Origin of the sequence: Tolypothrix sp. PCC 7712, from assembly GCF_025860405.1 — a bacterium.
GTDB classification, from domain to species: domain Bacteria; phylum Cyanobacteriota; class Cyanobacteriia; order Cyanobacteriales; family Nostocaceae; genus Aulosira; species Aulosira diplosiphon.
Genome location: NZ_CP063785.1, coordinates 1,829,350 through 1,849,561 on the forward strand (window position 1 = coordinate 1,829,350; position 20,212 = coordinate 1,849,561).

Annotated in this window: 14 protein-coding genes; 5 read left to right on the forward strand and 9 right to left on the reverse strand. The window is 40.6% G+C overall.

Annotated features, from left to right (window positions below; all coding sequences use genetic code 11):
* Positions 1–191: 191 nt before the first annotated feature.
* From HGR01_RS07410 to HGR01_RS07440, 7 genes are all read right to left on the reverse strand, one after another.
* Positions 192–2,219, reverse strand: coding sequence for a bifunctional serine/threonine-protein kinase/formylglycine-generating enzyme family protein (locus HGR01_RS07410; protein WP_045869097.1), 2,028 nt, complete (start codon positions 2,217–2,219; stop codon positions 192–194).
* A gap of 417 nt (positions 2,220–2,636) precedes the next feature.
* A complete protein-coding gene (locus HGR01_RS07415; protein ID WP_194007828.1) occupies positions 2,637–3,359 on the reverse strand; it encodes a Uma2 family endonuclease in 723 nt (240 codons plus the stop codon).
* A gap of 654 nt (positions 3,360–4,013) precedes the next feature.
* Positions 4,014–4,931, reverse strand: coding sequence for a DNA adenine methylase (locus tag HGR01_RS07420; protein ID WP_228045511.1), 918 nt, complete (start codon positions 4,929–4,931; stop codon positions 4,014–4,016).
* 191 nt (positions 4,932–5,122) lie between these two features.
* A complete protein-coding gene (gene ndhD1, locus HGR01_RS07425) occupies positions 5,123–6,697 on the reverse strand; it encodes a photosynthetic/respiratory NAD(P)H-quinone oxidoreductase subunit D1 (RefSeq protein ID WP_045869094.1) in 1,575 nt (524 codons plus the stop codon).
* A 267-nt stretch (positions 6,698–6,964) separates the two neighbouring features.
* Positions 6,965–9,064, reverse strand: a complete 2,100-nt coding sequence (locus HGR01_RS07430; RefSeq protein WP_045869093.1) for an NAD(P)H-quinone oxidoreductase subunit 5 — start codon at positions 9,062–9,064, stop codon at positions 6,965–6,967.
* A 558-nt stretch (positions 9,065–9,622) separates the two neighbouring features.
* Positions 9,623–10,003, reverse strand: a complete 381-nt coding sequence (locus tag HGR01_RS07435) for a thioredoxin family protein (protein ID WP_045869092.1) — start codon at positions 10,001–10,003, stop codon at positions 9,623–9,625.
* Between the two features lie 406 nt (positions 10,004–10,409).
* Positions 10,410–11,126: an NnrU family protein gene (locus HGR01_RS07440; RefSeq protein ID WP_194007827.1), complete on the reverse strand. Its 717-nt coding sequence runs from the start codon at positions 11,124–11,126 to the stop codon at positions 10,410–10,412.
* Between the two features lie 217 nt (positions 11,127–11,343).
* Between HGR01_RS07440 and HGR01_RS07445 the strand changes: the two genes are divergently transcribed.
* From HGR01_RS07445 to HGR01_RS07460, 4 genes are all read left to right on the forward strand, one after another.
* Positions 11,344–12,357, forward strand: coding sequence for a LysR family transcriptional regulator (locus HGR01_RS07445; protein WP_045869091.1), 1,014 nt, complete (start codon positions 11,344–11,346; stop codon positions 12,355–12,357).
* Between the two features lie 223 nt (positions 12,358–12,580).
* Entirely contained in the window at positions 12,581–13,978 is a 1,398-nt protein-coding gene (locus HGR01_RS07450; protein ID WP_045869090.1) for a serine/threonine-protein kinase, read from the forward strand.
* 206 nt (positions 13,979–14,184) lie between these two features.
* A complete protein-coding gene (locus tag HGR01_RS07455; protein WP_045869089.1) occupies positions 14,185–15,225 on the forward strand; it encodes a PstS family phosphate ABC transporter substrate-binding protein in 1,041 nt (346 codons plus the stop codon).
* 348 nt (positions 15,226–15,573) lie between these two features.
* Entirely contained in the window at positions 15,574–16,620 is a 1,047-nt protein-coding gene (locus HGR01_RS07460) for a PstS family phosphate ABC transporter substrate-binding protein (protein WP_045869088.1), read from the forward strand.
* Between the two features lie 28 nt (positions 16,621–16,648).
* Here the strand turns inward: HGR01_RS07460 and HGR01_RS07465 are convergent, their stop codons facing one another.
* On the reverse strand, positions 16,649–17,407 hold the full coding sequence (locus tag HGR01_RS07465) for a Crp/Fnr family transcriptional regulator (RefSeq protein ID WP_015137174.1): 759 nt from the start codon (positions 17,405–17,407) through the stop codon (positions 16,649–16,651).
* A 220-nt stretch (positions 17,408–17,627) separates the two neighbouring features.
* Here HGR01_RS07465 and HGR01_RS07470 point away from each other — a divergent pair, with 220 nt between their 5' ends.
* Positions 17,628–18,587, forward strand: a complete 960-nt coding sequence (locus tag HGR01_RS07470; RefSeq protein ID WP_155539082.1) for a DALR anticodon-binding domain-containing protein — start codon at positions 17,628–17,630, stop codon at positions 18,585–18,587.
* Positions 18,588–18,900: 313 nt separating this feature from the next.
* Here HGR01_RS07470 and HGR01_RS07475 read toward each other — a convergent pair whose 3' ends face one another.
* A complete protein-coding gene (locus HGR01_RS07475) occupies positions 18,901–19,776 on the reverse strand; it encodes a Cof-type HAD-IIB family hydrolase (RefSeq protein ID WP_045869087.1) in 876 nt (291 codons plus the stop codon).
* Between the last annotated feature and the right edge of the window lie 436 nt (positions 19,777–20,212).

Genomic DNA, 20,212 nt, shown 5'->3' on the forward strand with positions numbered 1-20,212 from the left:
ATAAAACAAATAAATTGACGTTTACATCTTGTAGAGACGCGATTAATCGCGTCTTTCCAACCTTCATCAAATCGTATTAGGGGCACAATATATTGTGCCCCTAAAATTTATATACCTTACAAGCTGTATCTGTCGCAAACATTATTTGAATTGCTATCACAAACCCTTATTACATCCGGCTGATTCCGCAACTAACCCAACACAACGCGAAACCCAACATTGATGTATTTATTATCTCTGGCGTTACAATTGCGGACTGCTGAACGACAATTCCAGGGATTGATATTCCATGAACCACCACGCAGCAGACGAGTATGATTATCGCTCATCCACACACTGCCATCTGCTGGTGCTCCTTTATAATTTTTATGCCAGCTATCTTGGCACCATTCCCATGTATTACCATGCATATCATATAAACCAAAGGGGTTGGCGGGAAATGTGCCCACATCAGTGGTTTGCCCACGGTATTCGCCCTTTGGCCCAGCACCATAACAGTATTTACCGTTGTAATTAGCTAAATCAGTTGTAATAGTTTCACCAAAACAAAACGGTGTAGTTGTTCCTGCACGACAGGCATATTCCCATTCTGCCTCAGTTGGTAAACGATAGGGTTTTCCGGTTTCTTGAGCAAGTCGGGCACAAAACTCCATCGCCTCATCCCAAGATACTTGCTCAACAGGTCGATTAGCCCCTTTAAAATGGGAAGCTTCGGGATTTAATTGAATATTTACCCTTTCCAGTGCAGCTACAGCTTTCCATTGGCTTTGGGTAACAGGATATTTCCCCATGAAAAAAGGTTGAATCGTCACTAAATGTTGGGGACTTTCAGAGTTATATCTTTCTATTTCATCCCTGGGGGAACCCATCATAAATTGACCCCCAGGAATGGCAACCATTTCTAAAACTAAGCCATTATTTAAGTTGTCTATAAAAAGCTTAGATACTCCACGAATACGGTTAATTTCCCAAGTTTTTGTAGTATCCAAAAATCCAGATTTGTAAGTTAAGGTAGCAAACTCAAACTCAAAAATCTCAGTTTGAATTTGCTCTTTTCTCTGCTGTGACTTTTGGGGAAATACCTTTAGTTCTATCGCTGCAATATCTTCTTGCCGTAATCCTAAATACTGCTGATAATCTTGTAAATCTTTTTGAGTAGTGGTGTTGAAGGGATATTGATGTTTAACGGCATCAATTAAAGCTTGTTCATACTCTTGTAATTTTTGCTGATATTCGCGATAGGGTTGGAGAACTTTTTCATGAATTTCTTCAGCTTCTTCCTGGGATAAACCCAACTCAATTTGCTTAGATTCTAATATTTTTAAAGCAAAAATTGAAAAAGTTCCTTGACCTTGTTGCGCGCGACTTCTAGCCTCTTGAAAATATATTTGCTTGGCTGAAGGATTCAGCAGAATTGTTGGTGGTAATCTTAAGGCTTCCAAAGCTTCTAATGCTTGGCTATAACGCAAACTGAAGTGACGGCGCACCATTTGAGTTAACACCTCAGCCAAATGGTCATTCACCTGTACTTTACTTCGCCAAATAATTTCACCTGTTAAAGGGTCTTCTTGCAATTGTGAAGGTACAACACCAGTTAAAGCTTGAATTACCGTCATCCCCACCGCATAGACATCGCTACCTAAGCAAGGTCTACCATTTTTTTGCTCCGACGGCATATACCCAGAAGTACCGATGACCACGCTGGTATATACTTCCCCTTGGGAATTCACTATCAAAGAACCAAGTTCTTTCACCGCCCCAAAATCAATGAGAAAAATCTGACCATCCCGATGTCGCCGCATCAAATTTTGGGGTTTAATATCGCGGTGAACCACTCCTTTACTATGTATAAAAGACAAAACTTCTAAAATATCTTGCAACAATTTAGTTGCATAATCTTCACTTAGTGGCTTCCCAGGAATGATTTCTTGGCTTAAGTCCTGTCCTTCGATAAATTCCTGAACTATGTAAAGATTTTCTCTTTCACTAAAATGTGCTAGTAATCGGGGTATTTGGGGATGTTGGCCCAGTTTTTCGAGAATAGCCGCTTCTTTTTCAAAAAATTCTACAACACGAGGATGGGTTTGGTTAGGGCGGAGTTGCTTAACTACACACAAAGGTCTGCTAGGTTGCAAATTGTCCCTAGCCAGAAATGTTACAGCGAAACCACCGCCGCCTAATTGCCGAATGATTTCGTAGCGTCCAGCCAGTGTGTTCAAGATTACTGCTAACCCCCAGAAACCTCATGAGTTTTAGTGTAATTGTTAATGATTGAATAGGACAAGTCAACTGAAATTATGGTAAATACAATTACTGCTATATAAGCACGGAGATAAAATTGTACCGATAGTTCAGACACACTGACCTTTTATTTTAAATTATGGTTCCGCAGTATTCAGGATTTGAGACTTAGCAGTAACGCGTCATCTATTTAGCGGTGTGTTGGGCGCAAGGATAGTTATTTCGTGAGAAATAATATTGAAAATAGTTGTAATTAATAAATAATCTTTGATTTATCTGTGCTGAGAAATCCGTTTTTTACATTTAGCTAAAATTAGGCATATTCAAACTAAATATGTAAATGTTGTTAGCAAAAAAGGAAAAGGTTTTTATCATTTATCCCTTTCCCTTTTTAATTAAGCTAAAGTTTCTGGTTCCACACCTAAAGCTCTTAATCTGTCTTCTAGTATTCGCGCTCTTTGTTCTGCTGCCAAACGCCTTTGTCCTTCAACATTCGCTCTTTCTTCCGCTTCTTCGATACATTCTTCTACTGTGAGCAACCTTTGCCCTTCTTCGTCATACCAATACAACCATTCCCGTGCAATTCCTTGATAAATTCCTCGATGTCTGCCAATTCCTAAACCAATTTCTGGTAACCAAACAGGACTTCCTGACATGAGTACATATTCGCCATCTACGAGGCGATAAACTTCTAAAGGAGATTTTTTCCGCCGCAGAGGATTATAGATAACGTAGTATAAAATCCCTAATTTTTTAGCATAAAGCTCTTTTTTAGTACTATATTCTCCCCGATGTATTTGCGAAACAACTTCTAATGCCAAAATTGGTAATTCTTTTTCTTCCCATAGCACATAACTCAAGCGTAAATATTCATCAACAAAGCGCTTCACTCCTAAACTCAGAAATCCATCAGGGACAAGGGCTGGATGATTTGGGTCATAATAAATACCCATATTCACACCAAAAAACCAATCCCAACGTTCTGACCAAATCATAGTCACGGTACTTTCAAGCAAGGCAGGGATGAGATGCTGTAATTGATTATCCACAGGGGTATCGTCAGAGTTGAGTAATTCTTCGGAAGATGGCAAACAATGCAACGGGTTGTAGTTTAACATGAGCGGTATGCTAAATACTGACTCTAGATAGATTGTAGGAAAAGAATGCCAGCCAGATGTCTAAATATTCCATCATCTTATTGCTGATATCCTCAGCAGAATTGAGGTTTTAGTTAAAATCAAGCTAGATAGTAGTAATATCTAAGTTTATAAAAATATTGTTAATCAGGAAAAACTTCCTGAGGTAGCAGGTGTCAATAGGATATATATAGGAATAGTAGAACGTGCTGAAAAAAACGTTAATAGTACTAACGGAATTGTTTGCACCCGTAAAAAATGCACAAATAACACTGATTGTAATTTTATTCCTAATTATCCTATTATTCAATTTCACCCTCAAACTGATAAACCTTGTCAACTTTGGTATGAAATTGAAGGTTGCCTTAATTTAGTTATATCTTTCCTAGAAAATATTTGATTTAATAACTTATCTAATTACTCACAAATTATGTTCTTCCTTACCTGTTATGCCAAATTATTAGTTAGATATCAAAATTTAGATTAAAATATCAACGTCCTATTCAATATCTAAAATGTTATTCAATAATGCCATTTTTCTTTGCTTAGTCATGGTTTCATGATTATTGTGAATGAGATTTAGCATAATTTGTAATGAAGAGCCACAAGTTATTACCTCAAGTATCTACTGCAAAACTATAGAATTTGTAGTATTGAATTATAATCTATATTTAGTTGTTCGTAATCTTCAATACTTTTAATATTGTAGTTTATAATAAATATTTCTTTACCTTTATATCTTGAACCTTTTTCTTTTTCTGTTTTTTTAGTTGTTTTTTTCTGGTCATCAGTTCTATTTATTGTATAATTCCATTCCATTTCATGGATACCTGTTGCCCAACTATAAAATTCTCTAATATCTTCTGTATTATCATAAGTAAGTAAAAACTTTATTCTTTTACTATTTTTCTTTAGTAAATTACAGAGTCTAACGTGGTCTTCTTTGCTAAAAGAATGAGTATAAAACTTATCTTGATCGGCATTATAATATGGTGGATCTATAAATATAAATGATCCATCATCTACTTCTGAAATTACTTTTTCAAAATCAGAGCAAGTAATATTAACACCTTGAAGTTTTTCAGAAGTGCGAAGTATATTACGAGACCAATTTTCAGGTCTCATACTATACTTTTCTCCATACCCCCAATAACAATTCACCATATTCATTATTCCTGAATATGAAGTTCTATTTAGGTAGTACCATCTAGTAGCCCTTTCTATATTGTTAGTTGCTTTATACTCTTTTTTATAATATGTGTGTCTTTCTTTAGTAGCTTTTTCATCTTTTAGACGCTCAATTAAAAGTTCGGGATTATCCCGAATTATCATATAACAATTAATTAATTCATCATCTATATCATTGAGCCAATTACCACTAACTTTATTTTTAGCAAAAAAGATTGAGCCCCCACCTGCAAAAGGTTCTACATAACTATTGTGGTTGGGTATAAAATCGAGTATTAACTTACGTGCATAAAATTTTCCACCTGCATACCTAAATGGTGAGTTGATTCCTTTATTCACTGTAATCACAAGCTCTTTTCGTGCCAAAGCTGACTATAGTATACAAAAACTGTAATTTCAATCTCTGTACCAACCTAATTTTTTATAAACATTGTTAATAGGGGTATATATTTCTACAATTAATGACAATCCGCAACTGACACAAGAAGCTCAATAAAAAAGAGCGAGTATATTACCCGCTCTAAAATTAATAGTCATATCAACTATCAATCTTGATTTTAGTTACCAATTTGTGGCGCAGCTAAAGAAACCTTTGGTAGTTCTTTTTGTTGTGCTAATGTTGGTACTGAATCGCGCAATCGTTCTGTTAGCTGCACTGTTGTAGAGTCATAAATTTGAGTTAGCAGCTTCGGATAAAAACCAATCCCAATTATTGGAACTAACAAACAAGCAATGATAAAGACTTCACGAGGTTCGGCATCAATCAATGCTTGGTGAGAAACTAACTCTTCGTTCTCTTGACCGTAGAAAATTTCGCGTAACATTGAGAGCAAATAAATTGGAGTTAAAATCACCCCAACTGCCATCAAGAATACCACGATGACTTTAAATGTGGAGCTATACGCATCGCTGGTAGCAAAGCCAACAAATATCATTAATTCTGCTACGAAACCGCTCATTCCTGGCAATGCTAAAGAAGCCATAGAACAGGTGGTAAACATGGCGAAAATCTTCCGCATTCTCTTACCTACACCACCCATTTCATCCAACATGAGGGTATGTGTGCGGTCATAAGTTGCACCGACGAGGAAGAATAAACTTGCCCCGATTAAACCATGAGAAACCATTTGCAATACTGCCCCACTCAATCCTAAATCTGTGAAAGAGGCAATACCAATGGTGACAAATCCCATATGCGAAATTGAAGAGTAGGCAATTTTTCGCTTCAGGTTACGTTGGGCAAATGATGTCAGGGCGGCGTAGATGATATTTACGACCCCCAAAATCACTAACACAGGTGCAAAATAAGCATGGGCATCAGGCAGCATTTGAGCATTCATGCGAATTAAGGCGTAACCACCCATTTTCAGCAGAATACCTGCCAGCAACATATGCACTGGCGCTGTCGCTTCACCGTGGGCATCTGGTAGCCAGGTGTGCAGAGGGATAATAGGCAATTTAACAGCGTAGGCAATTAAGAAGCCGCCATACAGTAAAAGTTGGAAATTGAGGGCGATGTCTTTTAAAGCGAGCGATCGCATGTCAAATGTGACTGTATCGCCATAAAAGGCCATTGTCAAAGCACCCAGTAAAATAAACAGCGAACCGCCGGCGGTATACAAAATAAATTTGGTCGCTGCATATTGCCGTTTTTTACCACCCCAAATCGCCAGCAGTAGGTAAACCGGAATCAATTCCAGTTCCCACACCAGGAAAAACAACAGCATATCCTGGACGGCGAACACGGCGATTTGACCGCCATACATCGCCAATAGCAAAAAGTAAAATAGCCTGGGTTTAAGTGTCACAGGCCAAGCTGCTAAGGTCGCCAGGGTGGTAATGAATCCAGTCAAAATAATCAGGGGCATAGATAAGCCATCAGCCCCGACTGACCATTTCAAATCCAATTGCGGTACCCAGGCGTAACTCTCCACCAACTGCAAATCGGGGTTGGAGAAGTCATAGCCTGTATAAAAAGCGTAAACAATCAGTGCAAAATCAATCAATCCCACAATTAAGGCATACCAGCGTATGGTTTTGCCGTCCTTATCTGGGATGATGGGAATCAGTAGCGACGCGGCTATCGGTAACAAGATAATCGTCGTCAGCCACGGGAAGTTAGCTGTATTCATCGCCGTTCGCCTGCAATCAAAATCATGTTTGGCAAAAAGTCACTAGCTATTAAGTAGCAGCTTTTTTGAGATTTAGTCTCCCTTGTTAGGTTGATTTAACAAAAATGAAGAAAGATGAAGGTAGGTCAATCGATTCACCCGCCTTCATCTCTATTAAACATACTATTTGGCTATTCACTAGAAACTCAGATAATGAATTGTCGAAGGAGTGCTGAATCTGAATTATTTTGTAACTTAAAACTCAGAAATCAGCACTCAGGATGGAACTTAGGTAATACCAAAGAAAATCACTAAACCCAATACTGCCCCAAAGATAATCAAGGCATAGAATTGTGCGCGTCCATTTTCCAAGTATTTCAACCCTTCACCACTGACAAGGGTGAAAAAGCCCGTAAGGTTAACAGCACCATCCACAACTCGGAAATCAACTTCCATGACTTGTCTAGCTACGCGACGCAAGCCCATAACGAAGACGCGATGGTAAATGTCATCAAAGTACCACTTGTTAAGGGAAAGCTCATACAGTGGTTTGATTTTCGCCGCGATCGCAGCTGGATCGATTTTACCGCGCAAATACATCAAGGAAGCCAAGGTAATCCCAATCAAGGAAATACCTACAGAGGCCCCTGCCATAATGTAAAATTCCGTCGGATTAAACTCGGCAGCTTTTTCCAAAACTTCGCTTAAAGTTTCGGTGGGTGGGAATATGAATTCCTCGAAGTAGTTGGCGTATGGTGTGCCTACCAAACCAATCAAAATCGAAGGTACGGCTAAAACTGCCAAAGGTAGGGTCATTGTCCAAGGCGACTCGTGGGGAGTATCACTGTGGTGACCGTGGGGGTCATGGTCGCCATGATGTCCACCAGTTGCAGCTAATTCACCTTTTTTCATTGCCCCAGGCCCAAAAGTCGGGGCTGGTTCGCCTGATTCTAATTCCAAGATAATGGTCGAAGCTTTTTTGAGCTTGTCTTTGATTTTCTCGTCAGTACCCCGGAATTTGCCTTCAAATGTCGAGAAATACATTCTAAACATATAAAAAGCGGTAATCCCAGCAGTTAGCCAGCCAATAAGCCATAAAAATGGGTTAGCTTCAAAAGCCTTGCCGAGAATTTCATCTTTTGACCAGAAACCAGCGAAGGGGGGAACACCAGAAATTGCCAAGCAACCAATTAAGAAGGTAATGCCGGTCACTGGCATATACTTACGCAATCCGCCCATTAAACGCATATCTTGAGCTAATGCGGGGTCATGACCTACGACTCCTTCCATACCGTGAATCACGGAACCGGAACCCAAGAACAGCATCGCCTTGAAATAAGCGTGGGTCATAAGGTGGAATAATCCGGCGCTGTAGGAACCTACTCCCATCGCCATCACCATATAACCCAACTGGGAGATGGTGGAGTAAGCTAAACCCTTTTTGATGTCATTTTGGGTAATAGCGATTGTCGCCCCTAAAAATGCCGTAAATGCCCCTGTAAAGGCAATGACGTTCATGGCTGCGGGCACATGTTCAAAAACGGGGTACATGCGCGCAACCAAGAACACCCCAGCCGCCACCATTGTGGCGGCATGGATTAAGGCGGAAATGGGGGTGGGGCCTTCCATCGCATCCGGTAGCCAGACATGGAGAGGAAATTGCGCTGATTTTGCCACCGGGCCGAGGAAAACTAAAATCGCAAACAGGACAGCCAGAAAATTGCTGATAGAACCTGATTGTACAAGTTCGCCTAGACGATCGCCCATGACACCAAAATCAAAGCTGCCTGTGGCCCAAAATAGCCCCAAAATACCAAGTAAGAGACCGAAGTCTCCCACACGGTTAGTTACAAATGCTTTTTGGGCTGCATCTGCTGCTGACTTGCGATCGTACCAAAAGCCGACCAACAAGTAAGAACACATCCCCACCAGTTCCCAGAATATATATACCTGTACAAGGTTGGAACTGACTACCAGTCCCAACATTGAGGAGCCAAATAAACTGAGATAGGAATAAAACCTGACATATCCTGGGTCATGAGCCATGTAGCCATCGGTATAAACCATGACTAAAAAAGCTACCGTGGTCACAATCACCAGCATCACAGCTGTTAGGTGGTCGATTGTGTAGCCCATACTCAGGTGAAAATTGCCTGCTGCTGCCCATTCTAGGGTACGGACATAAGTTGGATGTCCTTGAATTTGACTCCACAGCAAGGCAAACGACAGCCCCATAGCTGCTCCCATTAAGGAGATAATCACTACAGCGTTCAGCTGCCGCAGGCGGTTTGTCACCTGATTTAACGAAATTAATCCTAGACCGACCAGCATTGCCCCGAAAAGCGGCAATACAGGAATCAGCCAGGCATATTGATAGATTACTTCCATCACTGACGCGTACTTTTAGGATTCTTGACTAAGTTAAAACAGTGCTGCTGACGGTCTTCAGAGGACTAGAACAGAGAAAGAAGTTGAGAGACACTGCTGTGGCTTCCCCCAGGATGGGTCTGAACCGCAGGGACTTGTAGACATGATCCAGGGGGCTTCCCAAAGAGTAGCAAACAAGTTGCATTTTCCCAACCCAGGCAACTGCAGAGAGTGCTGGGTTTCTCGTAGTTTTCCGAATGGGTTGCTCTAGGTTAGGGTAAACATCTTAACTTTCAAGCAATCTCCGTTACGGTCAAATTTCCGTCCTCAGGTAACTGTCAGGTCGAACTGTTAATAATTGTGACATACACCCTTTAGCATAAAATACCCCACCGGTAGGGATTGCGGTGGGGTGTTAAGCTTGGTTTTAGATTTGCTCTATCAAATTAATCATTAAATAGTCAACAGTCAATTAACTTTGGATTTGGTATTTGGGATTTTCGATTGATTCCCGGAATTAATCCTGAGGCTTTTACCTCAGAAGTGAAAAATTTTGCATTAAAAAATTAGCGACTAGACTTAGCGACAACCTAAGTCTACAGTTGTGGGGCTATTGTAGTTTACAGAGCGATCGCTATAGCTCACTTTAATTTCTGCTAGCGCTCGACGTAAATCGTCTCTGCCACGAAAACCCTCAAGACGATGCTGGATGGTGCCATTTTCAATCAACAATAAAGTGGGCAGTGACTTTAAGCGATAAGTGGTAGAAAGTTTAAAATTTTGGTCAGCGTTCACACCAACTAATTTTATTTGCTCCTGGCATTCGTCTTGAAATTGCAATAACAAGGGGTGGATAATGCGGCACAAGCCACACCAGGGTGCTTCAAAATTTACTAAAACCGGAATTGGAGATTCTAAAACTTCTTGAGTAAATGTCCGCTCACTAACCGACAACACCATGATGCCTCTAGAATTATAGGGTTTTTAATCAAACTAATTATCAGCAGTAGTGGCATTGGCAAGCAAGTTACTGCCGATAGACGCTCTATTTGGATACAAAATAGTTAGACAGAATTGAGCGCGTTGATTGCGGCGCTGAGATCAAAGCCAGCGCGACATTCACGGTTACTTTTTTGGATTTTTAAGTCTTGATAGCCACTATTGTCTGGCAATTTAGACTAGAGATGCTATTCCTTTCCTAGCACAATTTATTTTTTAGCAACTACCAATTCCAAATCTCAAACCGACTCCATACACCCCCACTTGCAGCTATTTGAATTTATCGTACATTGATTTGGTAGCAATGGATAATTTGATATTCTCATCTATTTGAGCAGTATCTTCTGATATCGGGGATCATCTAAAGCTACCATGTTAACTTACTAGTTGCTGCCAATAACAGGGGGTGCGACCACCAAAGCAATGCGACAAAAATTGCTACTCCTAAATAGGCAGGACGGAGAAATTCTTGCAATTTCAGAGATTGGCGACCGTCAATAATTGCTAAAAAGGGAATAATTGAAGTCCGTTGTTTGACAATTTCAAAAGCTTCACCATAGCGGTGAGTGAGGCGGCGATCCCCGTGCCAAACACCAAATAAGTGATGCAGTACCAAACCAATTGAGGTAACTAGGGTAAATGTGGTACCTAACCAGAGGGTATGAGCAACACACCAAATTATTTGTCCTACCATTTGGGGATGACGGGAGATGCGAATAATTCCTGTTTCGTAAAGATGAACCTCAGGCTTTTGGATGGCGGCAATTTCTAGTAGATTGAAGGTAGCAGGATATAAAAATATAAAAGAAATCGCCGACAGCACCCAAACTAAAATTTGTACACCAGGTACATCTTGCACCTGCCAAAGTTGCAAACCATCATAACGGTGATTAAAAAAGTAAATAATTAATATTACAGCCAAAGGCAGGCTGACTAAGGCAAATAAAATCCGATAAAGCCTTGGCCCAATGTATTTTTCTGCCACAGGCCGTAAAGCAGCACCACCACTGTGCGCGATCGCAAAAACTAACTGTAACCCCAATATGACAAAATGACTGGGGGTTAACCAAGAAGTCAGCATCATAACTTATACGTAGGTGAAGTAAATTAAAGAAAACTTAGATCAGTACAACAAATACCACAAAGTATTCAAAAGGGGACTTTAGTCAAGATGTTGTGCTACTGTCTGTTTCGAGTCAATCTTCCCAGTTGAAGATGCAATTAATCACACTGACTTTGATCAGTGTGTAATGCTGATTTCTTGCTAAAGCCGCTCCTTTCTTGTTTGTAGGTTTAGCCTTATGTCTGACCTTCCTTTCACTTTAGATCAGTTACGTATTCTCAAAGCGATCGCCCTAGAAGGGAGCTTCAAGCGCGCCGCTGATAGTCTTTATGTCTCTCAACCTGCTGTCAGTTTACAAGTACAAAACTTAGAACGGCAGCTAGATGTACCTTTATTTGACCGTGGAGGACGACGTGCTCAATTAACAGAAGCTGGACATTTACTTCTCAGTTACGGGGAAAAAATCCTGAGCCTGTGTCAAGAAACCTGTCGCGCTATTGAAGATTTGCAAAATCTCCAGGGCGGTACTTTGATTGTCGGTGCTTCTCAAACCACTGGTACCTATCTGCTACCGAAGATGATTGGGATGTTTAGACAAAAATATCCTGATGTGGCGGTACAATTACACGTCCATTCAACGCGGCGCACGGCTTGGAGTGTCGCTAACGGACAGGTGGATTTAGCGATTATTGGCGGTGAAATTCCTGGAGAATTAGCCGAGTCTCTGGAAATTCTCCCTTACGCCGAAGATGAACTGGTGCTGATATTACCTGTGTTTCATCCCTTAACCAAACTGGAAACTATTCAAAAAGATGACCTTTATAAACTCCAATTCATTGCTCTAGATTCCCAATCCACTATCCGCAAAGTTATTGACCAAGTGCTAGCACGCTGTGAGATTGATACTAGGCGGTTTAAAATCGAAATGGAATTAAATTCCATAGAAGCCATTAAGAATGCCGTGCAATCGGGTTTAGGGGCTGCTTTTGTTTCTACCTCCGCCATTGCCAAAGAGTTACAAATGGGTGTATTGCACTGTGCCCCGATTGAAGGGGTGGTTGTCAAGCGCACACTTTGGCTGATTTTTAATCCCAATCGCTATCGCTCTAAGGCAGCAGAGGCATTTAGTCAAGAAATCTTGCCCCAGTTTGCTACCCCTGGATGGAACCACAATGTGTTAAAATTGACACAAAAAAATTTAATGGTCAATACATTGGATGCAGTAATACCAAACTCCACTGACGAAGACTAACCTCTGGTCATTAGTTATTAGTCATTAGTCATTAGTCATTAGTTAAAACGACTATTACCGCTGCCTAAGAAATCCAAAGAGCCAGTGCGTTAGCTCACTTGATGTGGAAAAACTGACACTCACAAAACTTTGATTCTAGGCTCTACCACTGTGTTGGAAATAACTTGATTTACGCACGCTGTACTATGGACTACTGACTATGGACTATTGACAAATAACTAAAATGGAAGTTTACTGCACTCGTCCACGCTGTCCACGTCCTCAAAACTATTTTGCGGATTTGGATGATCATACGACGCTCAAAACAGCACAACAAAAATACTGCACTGCTTGTGGAATGCCATTGATGCTAGATGGCCGCTATGTGCCCATCAAGTTGTTAGGCAGAGGCGGTTTCGGAGCAGCATTTTTGGCACTCGACCGCCGGATTCCTGGAATGCGTCAATGTGTAGTTAAGCAGTTTCAACCTACAGGGAATTTAACATCGACTCAACTGCATTTAGCACAACAGTTATTTGAAAGAGAAGCAGAAGTTTTAGCCCATATAGGCAACGAACACGACCAAATACCCGATTTATTTGCTTTTTTTCCAATTACAGTTCAAGGCTTGCAATCAGGACAGCAAGACCAGTTTTTTTATTTAGTACAAGAATATATTAATGGAGAGAATCTTGAAGAAGAATTAGTTAAAAAAGGTAGATTCTCTGAACAAGAAATTTTCGAGGTACTGCAAGAAATCCTCAAGGTACTGAAGTTTGTTCATGAACGAGGCATTATCCACAGAGATATTAAACCCTCTAACATTATGCGCCGTCGTGACGGCAAACTTTTTTTATTAGATTTTGGTGCAGTAAAGCAAGTAACTAATTCTCCAGCTGCTGCTTCCACAGGAATTTATTCTATGGGATTTGCACCACCTGAGCAGATGGCTGGAAATCAGGTTTTCCCCTCTACAGATTTATATGCTTTAGCTGTAACTGTTCTGACTTTGCTGACTGGTCAGGAAGCAACTAAGTTATTTGATGGCTATAGTAATCAGTGGATATGGCGCACGCTAGTCAATGTACAACCACGTCTAGCGGAGATTTTAGATAAGATGTTACTACCTGCTGCTAATCAACGCTTTCAGTCAGCGCAAGAAGTTTTAGATGCACTGGCTGGAATTAACACATCAAAGTTAACGCCACCAACACAAATTTCACCCAAATCGCGGACATTACCACCGCTCAAAAGTTCTCCTGCTGCTGTTTCACCATCGCTACCACCAGTAGCTACTTTTTCGACTTGGGAATTATTAGCAGGTGCAGCTTTTAGCGGATTTGAAGGTGCATTAATTGCGATCGCTGTTTTTAGTTTGTTAAATAACTTAATTACTACTCTCAGTATTTCTGCTTTGATTTTGGGGATACTAATTTTCGCCCAAACTAGAAGGTGGATTGAAAAATTAGATTTATTAATTATTCCCGGAATTACTTTTGCGATTATCTTTTTTCTGCCTTTATTACGCAGTGAACTTGGCATTCAGCAAGTAGTTGTATTAGCAGTTGCTGCTGCCTTAGTCAGTATTGCCTTAACAGCTTTATTTCGGTTGATTTACAAATTACTTTCCTTAATTCTGTAAACCATTAGCAGTCTGATGAAATTCATTTCAGAGGTTAGCTATTTTACAATTTATTACACTTTATTAAAGCAGCTTAATAAGCTGCAAATTATTGATTTTTTAATATTTACTGCAGCGAATAACAATCAAAGCTTAACCTTCTGTTAACCTCTAAATACCTTCAAAATGGGACATTGCCTGTATATGCACAAATCAAAACTACAACTATGTCGCCACGGAATGGAACAAATGAAACTGGTGTTTTGGTTTTAGCTTTGACCATCACACTAGGGTTAGTGGGTGTTGTATTTTGGTGGTTGGCTAATAACTCTGGTGTAATTGAGAGTTTTACTAATAATCCATCCCGCCAAGTTTTTCAGCCGCAGAATGACATTGCTCAAACAAAAAATCCTCTTCCTTCAGGATTATTTAGTTATGGAGGAAGTACTACTTGGGCCCCCATTCGCAAAGAAGTAGAACCAGAAATGCAAAAGCTATGGCCCAAGTTTCAATTACGTTACACAGATCCTACAACTGGTGCGCCTGGATCTGGTACGGGGATTAAAATGCTGTTGGATAACCAACTGGCTTTTTCTCAATCATCTCGCTCTTTAAAAGACGAGGAATATCAGAAGGCTCAACAAAGAGGGTTTAAACTCAAAGAAATTCCAGTAGCAATTGATGGGATTGCGATCGCAGTTCATCCGAGCCTCAAAATTCCTGGTTTAACTCTGGCACAGCTTAAGGATATATATACGGGCAAACTGACTAACTGGCGACAGGTGAATGGCCCTAATTTACCTATTACAGCTTACTCTCGCCGTTTAGAAGAGGGAGGCACTATCGAATTTTTCGATCAAAATATTATGGCAGGTGAAAAATTTGCTACCAATGTCAAGTTTATCGCCACTACAACTCAAGCTTTAAAAGAAGTCGCCAAGAATCCTGGCGCAATTTATTATGCTTCTGCTCCGGAAGTAGTTGGACAATGTAGCGTTCAACCTTTACCCCTGGGACGGACATCAGATCAACTCATTCCACCTTACAAAGAACCTTTTATTCCTCTAGAAAATTGTCCGCAAAAGCGTAACCAGATAAATGCAACTGGCTTTCAAAAAGCTGAATACCCGATTACTAGGCGGTTATTTGTAATTGTGAAACAAAATGGACAAAGCGATCAACAAGCTGGAGAAGCTTATGCTAATTGGCTGCTGACACCTCAAGGTCAAGAATTAATTGCTAAAGCCGGATTTGTCAGAATTCGCTAATAAAATATTTGTTATTGAAATTACACTCTCAAACAGCTAATCAATTTTGGGTATTATATTAACTCTCAGCTTTGTTCGAGCTTTTAAGCCCGAAATATTAAATTATATTTATGTGATTTCTCTAGTTAACACTGTAGTGGTTATCACTTTCGTGCCATAAAATCTGGCAAGCACAAGGAACTAGTACCTCTGCGCGGAATTCAAAATTCCAAATTCCAAACTAAGGCAAAGTAAGCGGTTCGTTGATTTTGTAGACATGGAGGGGCTTTCCGTCGCGTCTCCGTTAGGAGAAAGGTATTTTGAATTGGTATCACACTTGTATTTAATCGACATACAGGCTAATGTGCTATGTCTCAAAAAAATGAAACACCTATTCTGGTTTTATCTCTATTAATTACCGTTGGGTTAGTAGCTGGGGGTTTTTGGTGGTTTACCAGAAATAATAATTTTAAGCTTAATCAAAGTATTTCTAAAAATACAAATCAGCCCCAAGCGACAACAGAAAAACCTAGTGGCAAAACTTTTGCTACTGTTCAAGATGTCCCTACAGGATTATTTAACTATGGAGGCAGTACATCTTGGGCACCGATTCGGCTGACGGTTGACTCAGCAATTACAGCTACCAAACCTGAGTTTCGCTTGCGTTATGTAGAGCCTAGCAATGCAGCTCCTGGTTCTGGTACTGGTATACAGTCACTTATAGATGGTCAACTAGCTTTTGCTCAATCCTCTAGACCACTTCTAGATCAAGAGTTAAGCCGTGCCCAGCAACGTGGTTTTAGCCTCAATCAAATTCCCGTAGCTATTGATGGATTAGCTGTAGCAGTTAATGCCAACCTCAATATACCAGGTCTGACTTTAGACCAATTGAAATCTATTTACACAGGTAAGATTAACAATTGGAGCCAGGTTGGGGGGCCAAATCTTCCCATTAAGCCTTACTCTCGCCGCATCAATGATGGCGGGACAGTAGAGCTTTTTGTCCAAGACATCTTGGGTGGTCAATCTTTCGGATCGCAGGTGGAATTTATCTCCACAACCACCCAAGCCTTACAAAAATTGGCTGTTAGTCCTGGCGGTATCTATTACGCTTCTGCCCCAGAGGTGGTTACTCAATGCTCAATTAGACCCTTGCCGTTGGGGCGGACGCAAGGGGCATACGTTCCTCCTTACCAAGAACCATTTGTCCTCCCGACTGAATGTCCTGGTAAACGAAACAAATTGAACATTGAGGCTTTCCAATCCGGAAAATACCCGATTACACGCAATCTGTTTGTGGTGGTCAAACAGACTGGTCAAACCGAGCAGCAAGCAGGTGTTGCTTATGCCAACTTACTTCTAACTGAGCAGGGGCAGGAATTGATTACCCAAACGGGGTTTGTCAGAATTCGCTGACACCTGCTATTGATAGCAGATCTGAGCTTTAGCTAGCTCTGTTAATCGACTCTGCTGGTAAGCAAATCAAATTATCCCCTTGGGTCAGGATTAAGCCACGCTGACGTAATTTGCCCATCAACCGGGTAACGGTAACACGAGTTGAACCGATGGCACTACCAATTTGGGCATGGGTCAAGGGGAAAGGTAAACAATAGCCACGAATGACATCGGGGTCAGTTTCGCTCATTGCCGGCTCGCCGTATTCCTCAATTAACAAGGTGAGGAATCCTAAGAGTCGGTCAATTGTGCGGCGTTGTCCCAACGCACTCAGCCAGAGCAACTTACGTTGGTGCTGATAGCGGAAGGCATCCATAACTTCGCGACGGAAGTGGGGCCAGTTATCTAGGTCGTGCCAGTACATCCACAGCACCGCTGTTTGGTCTACATGAGCGTAAGCCTGGAGTGTGAATGGAGATTGAGCAACAATTTCAAACGGTTGTCCGGCTCCAACAAAACCCAAGAAAGCTTCTTCTGGGGTTCTGTTAATGCGTCGAGATGTTAACTGACTAGCAGTAGCACTGACTTGGGCGGTTCCTACCATGCGGATTGCACCCCTTTGCACCAAATATAGCAATCCAGGGCGAGCTGGAATGCGCTCATCTTTGCTGAAGGTGCGGCAGCGGTAGTGTTCTTGAGCCCAATCAAGAATTCGTTGCCAAGTCAAAAACGGACGTGAAGCCTCGGAAAAAGAGGATGGAGATTGCATAGGTAACAAAGAGCGTTCGGCTGAAGACAAAGACGACATAAAAAGGTGCAAGGAGTGTCTTTGTGTTGGCGAGTCCGGCTTAACGCCTAACAGCGCCAGCCATTCAAAGAATAGAAAGGAAATTACTCCCTACTCTTTTGTTATACTTCTTACTGTACAATGATGGTAGTAAAGTTTACCCTCTATTCATTGAATATTCATCAAATTTTATTCTACTCTCATTTTTCTTTATCTAGAAGAAACTTATAACTTTTGATAGATGACAGAAAATCGATACATTGGCGATAAAGCTGTCTTCATCGATAATTACGTGCATTTGAATTTACTAGTTAGCAAATACACAGCTATAAAACGGTTAATATACAGTCACCTACGGAAATCACTGAGTGTTTATACCTGTAACCCAGAATTAGAAAGCATAAGATATGCGAAATTTCCTCTATATAAAGGTAGAGATGATAAAAGAATTTTATATATTTCGGGTGTAGCACTCAAGTTAGAAAAATCTCAGAATCAAAAATCTTTAGATATAGCTCAGGCGATCGCTGCTAATTTATCAGAGTTGGATGGGGACGTTTTTCGTATCGAAATTGTTCCCCCTGGCTGGATTCATTTGGAATTGACTCACCCTGCTTTAGCGGCTTGGTTACAAAATATTGCTATAGGAATTTTTAGGGAACGGAAAATCGCCAGCAATGAAAATCCTCCCGTTAGCAATCCAAGACGCTTATTTGCTGTACAATATGCCCATGCACGCTGTTGTTCCCTGTTGCAACAGGCGCAGCGAGAAGGATTAATTAAACTGCAAGAAGTGCTTTTAGATACAGAAAAAAATATTGACCTGCAAAAAACATCACTCAGCAATTCAACATCAGCTGATTGGAGTGTTACCTTTCCCAGTCCTATACCTTGGCTAGATAGCGAAGAAAAACTTCGCCTCAATCACTCAGCTGAAGGTCGTCTGATTAATGAGTTAGTGCAAGTGGTAGATGATTTAGAGTGTCATGCTATTAACAGCACAGTTAACTGGGAACAAGCTGCACTGAATTTAAGCCAAGCCTGGGAAAACTTCTGGCGCGAGTGCCGCATTTGGGGCAAAGTCAAAACTACCTCACCAGAACTAGCTCAAGCCAGATTGGGATTATTGATGGTGACTCAATCTGTGTTCAAGTTATTACTAGAAGAAAAACTGGGGTTGTTTGCTCTCAGAGAATTATGAGAAAGTTTTCTTAATAAAATGTAAGGCAAAAATAAAGCTTAAAAAGCTCAAATACAAAGTTTTTCGTTGTTTATCAGGCACAAAGTTATTCAGAATAGGATTAAGATTTGAAAATGATCAATTGATGGATTTCTCAGTAAACCCACTAACGAAATCAATAAAAATTTACAAAGCAAATATTGACTCAATCAATGCCATCAGCTATATTATCTGGTGTGTGAGGAGCGAACCAGCAGGGGCACCGAGACGAAACACGGCCAGTCGTCGGTGTCCTTTCTGATTTTATATAGAGTTACGTTTTAAAGATTGGCTCTTAGGATAGTAAAAATTGTTCAATTGCTACAGCAGCGCCATCTTCCTCTACAGTAGGCGCTACCCATTGAGCGATCGCTTGCACTCCAGCAGGAGCATTGCCCATAGCCACACCAATACCCGCATACTCTAACATTTCCACATCATTGAAGTTATCTCCAATAGTCATAACGTTAGCAGCTTGTAATCCTAGTAATTCTTCAGCTAGGTAACGCACCGCAGTTCCCTTATTTACAGAGGCGTGAGCCGCCTCAAAGAAGGTTGCAACTGATGTTGTGAGATAAAGTTCAGCCGGGGTGTATTGGCTGCGTAAATTGCCTAATATGCTGTCTATGACATCGGTGTCATCACACAAAGCTAAGACCTTTGTTGGTTCATTTGTTAAAACTTGACGCAAATCACCTACAGGAATAGCGGTAATTCCAGAACGTTGAGCGTAGATTTTGGTTTCTCTAGTTAATTCACGGACATAAAGTTGGTCATTGATATAAAAATGCACAGACAACAGCGATCGCAACTCTGGCTGTTCAAAATAATCTAGTAGCTGGTGAGCAATTTCCCGAGAAACAGTTAAATGACGATGAATTTTTTGGGTAGCGGGGTCTTGAATCCAAGCACCCTGATAAGCTGCTAAGGGTAAGACAGAGCCAATAGTTTCGTGGAAGCGCAAAGCTGAACGATACATTCGACCAGTTGCGATCGCCACTTGAATTCCTTTTGCTTGTGCGGCGGCGATCGCTCGTTTTACAGGTTTACTGATAGTGTTAGACTTGCCAGAAATCGTACCATCGATATCTAAAACCAGTAGTTTAATTTCTGCTTGAGCTACAGCCTGATGATCACTAGACACAAAATTCTGAGCAGATGCTTTAGACATAAAAATCCCCAAGATTTGAAATTCTCGTCAGACATTTTGGCATTGTATTAAAATCTTCACCTAATTCTGCTCAATCTTTGGCATTTAATTTGTATGGAATTCTTCAAGATTAAATTTCTGGCAAGAATTTTTGATAACAAGAATTTAAAGCCTATCCCATACTACAAAGCCGAACTTGCACAGTAGATACAAAAATGTAAAAAGTCACAAACTGTTTAGTCAGCATAATCTGATGGAAGCAGGATCTCTATGACAGTTCAGTGTTTAATGACAGGCAATATTAATACTCTTACATCCTAAATAAGGAAATAAAAATATTTTACTTTGTAGTGATTTTGCTACGAAAACATAATTTTTTATATTCAAGATTATACTTTATGAAGTATTTGGAAAACCATAAAAATTAAGAATAATATTAACAATCCGTAATTAAGTT

Excerpts from the sequence above, each read along its gene's own strand:
- HGR01_RS07415 (WP_194007828.1), bottom strand. The coding sequence starts at position 3,359 with ATGTTAAACTACAACCCGTTGCATTGTTTGCCATCTTCCGAAGAATTA.
- ndhD1 (WP_045869094.1), bottom strand. The coding sequence starts at position 6,697 with ATGAATACAGCTAACTTCCCGTGGCTGACGACGATTATCTTGTTACCG.
- HGR01_RS07430 (WP_045869093.1), bottom strand. The coding sequence starts at position 9,064 with ATGGAAGTAATCTATCAATATGCCTGGCTGATTCCTGTATTGCCGCTT.
- HGR01_RS07435 (WP_045869092.1), bottom strand. The coding sequence starts at position 10,003 with ATGGTGTTGTCGGTTAGTGAGCGGACATTTACTCAAGAAGTTTTAGAA.
- HGR01_RS07440 (WP_194007827.1), bottom strand. The coding sequence starts at position 11,126 with ATGATGCTGACTTCTTGGTTAACCCCCAGTCATTTTGTCATATTGGGG.
- HGR01_RS07445 (WP_045869091.1), top strand. The coding sequence starts at position 11,344 with ATGTCTGACCTTCCTTTCACTTTAGATCAGTTACGTATTCTCAAAGCG.
- HGR01_RS07450 (WP_045869090.1), top strand. The coding sequence starts at position 12,581 with ATGGAAGTTTACTGCACTCGTCCACGCTGTCCACGTCCTCAAAACTAT.
- HGR01_RS07455 (WP_045869089.1), top strand. The coding sequence starts at position 14,185 with ATGTCGCCACGGAATGGAACAAATGAAACTGGTGTTTTGGTTTTAGCT.
- HGR01_RS07460 (WP_045869088.1), top strand. The coding sequence starts at position 15,574 with ATGTCTCAAAAAAATGAAACACCTATTCTGGTTTTATCTCTATTAATT.
- HGR01_RS07465 (WP_015137174.1), bottom strand. The coding sequence starts at position 17,407 with ATGTCGTCTTTGTCTTCAGCCGAACGCTCTTTGTTACCTATGCAATCT.
- HGR01_RS07470 (WP_155539082.1), top strand. The coding sequence starts at position 17,628 with ATGACAGAAAATCGATACATTGGCGATAAAGCTGTCTTCATCGATAAT.
- HGR01_RS07475 (WP_045869087.1), bottom strand. The coding sequence starts at position 19,776 with ATGTCTAAAGCATCTGCTCAGAATTTTGTGTCTAGTGATCATCAGGCT.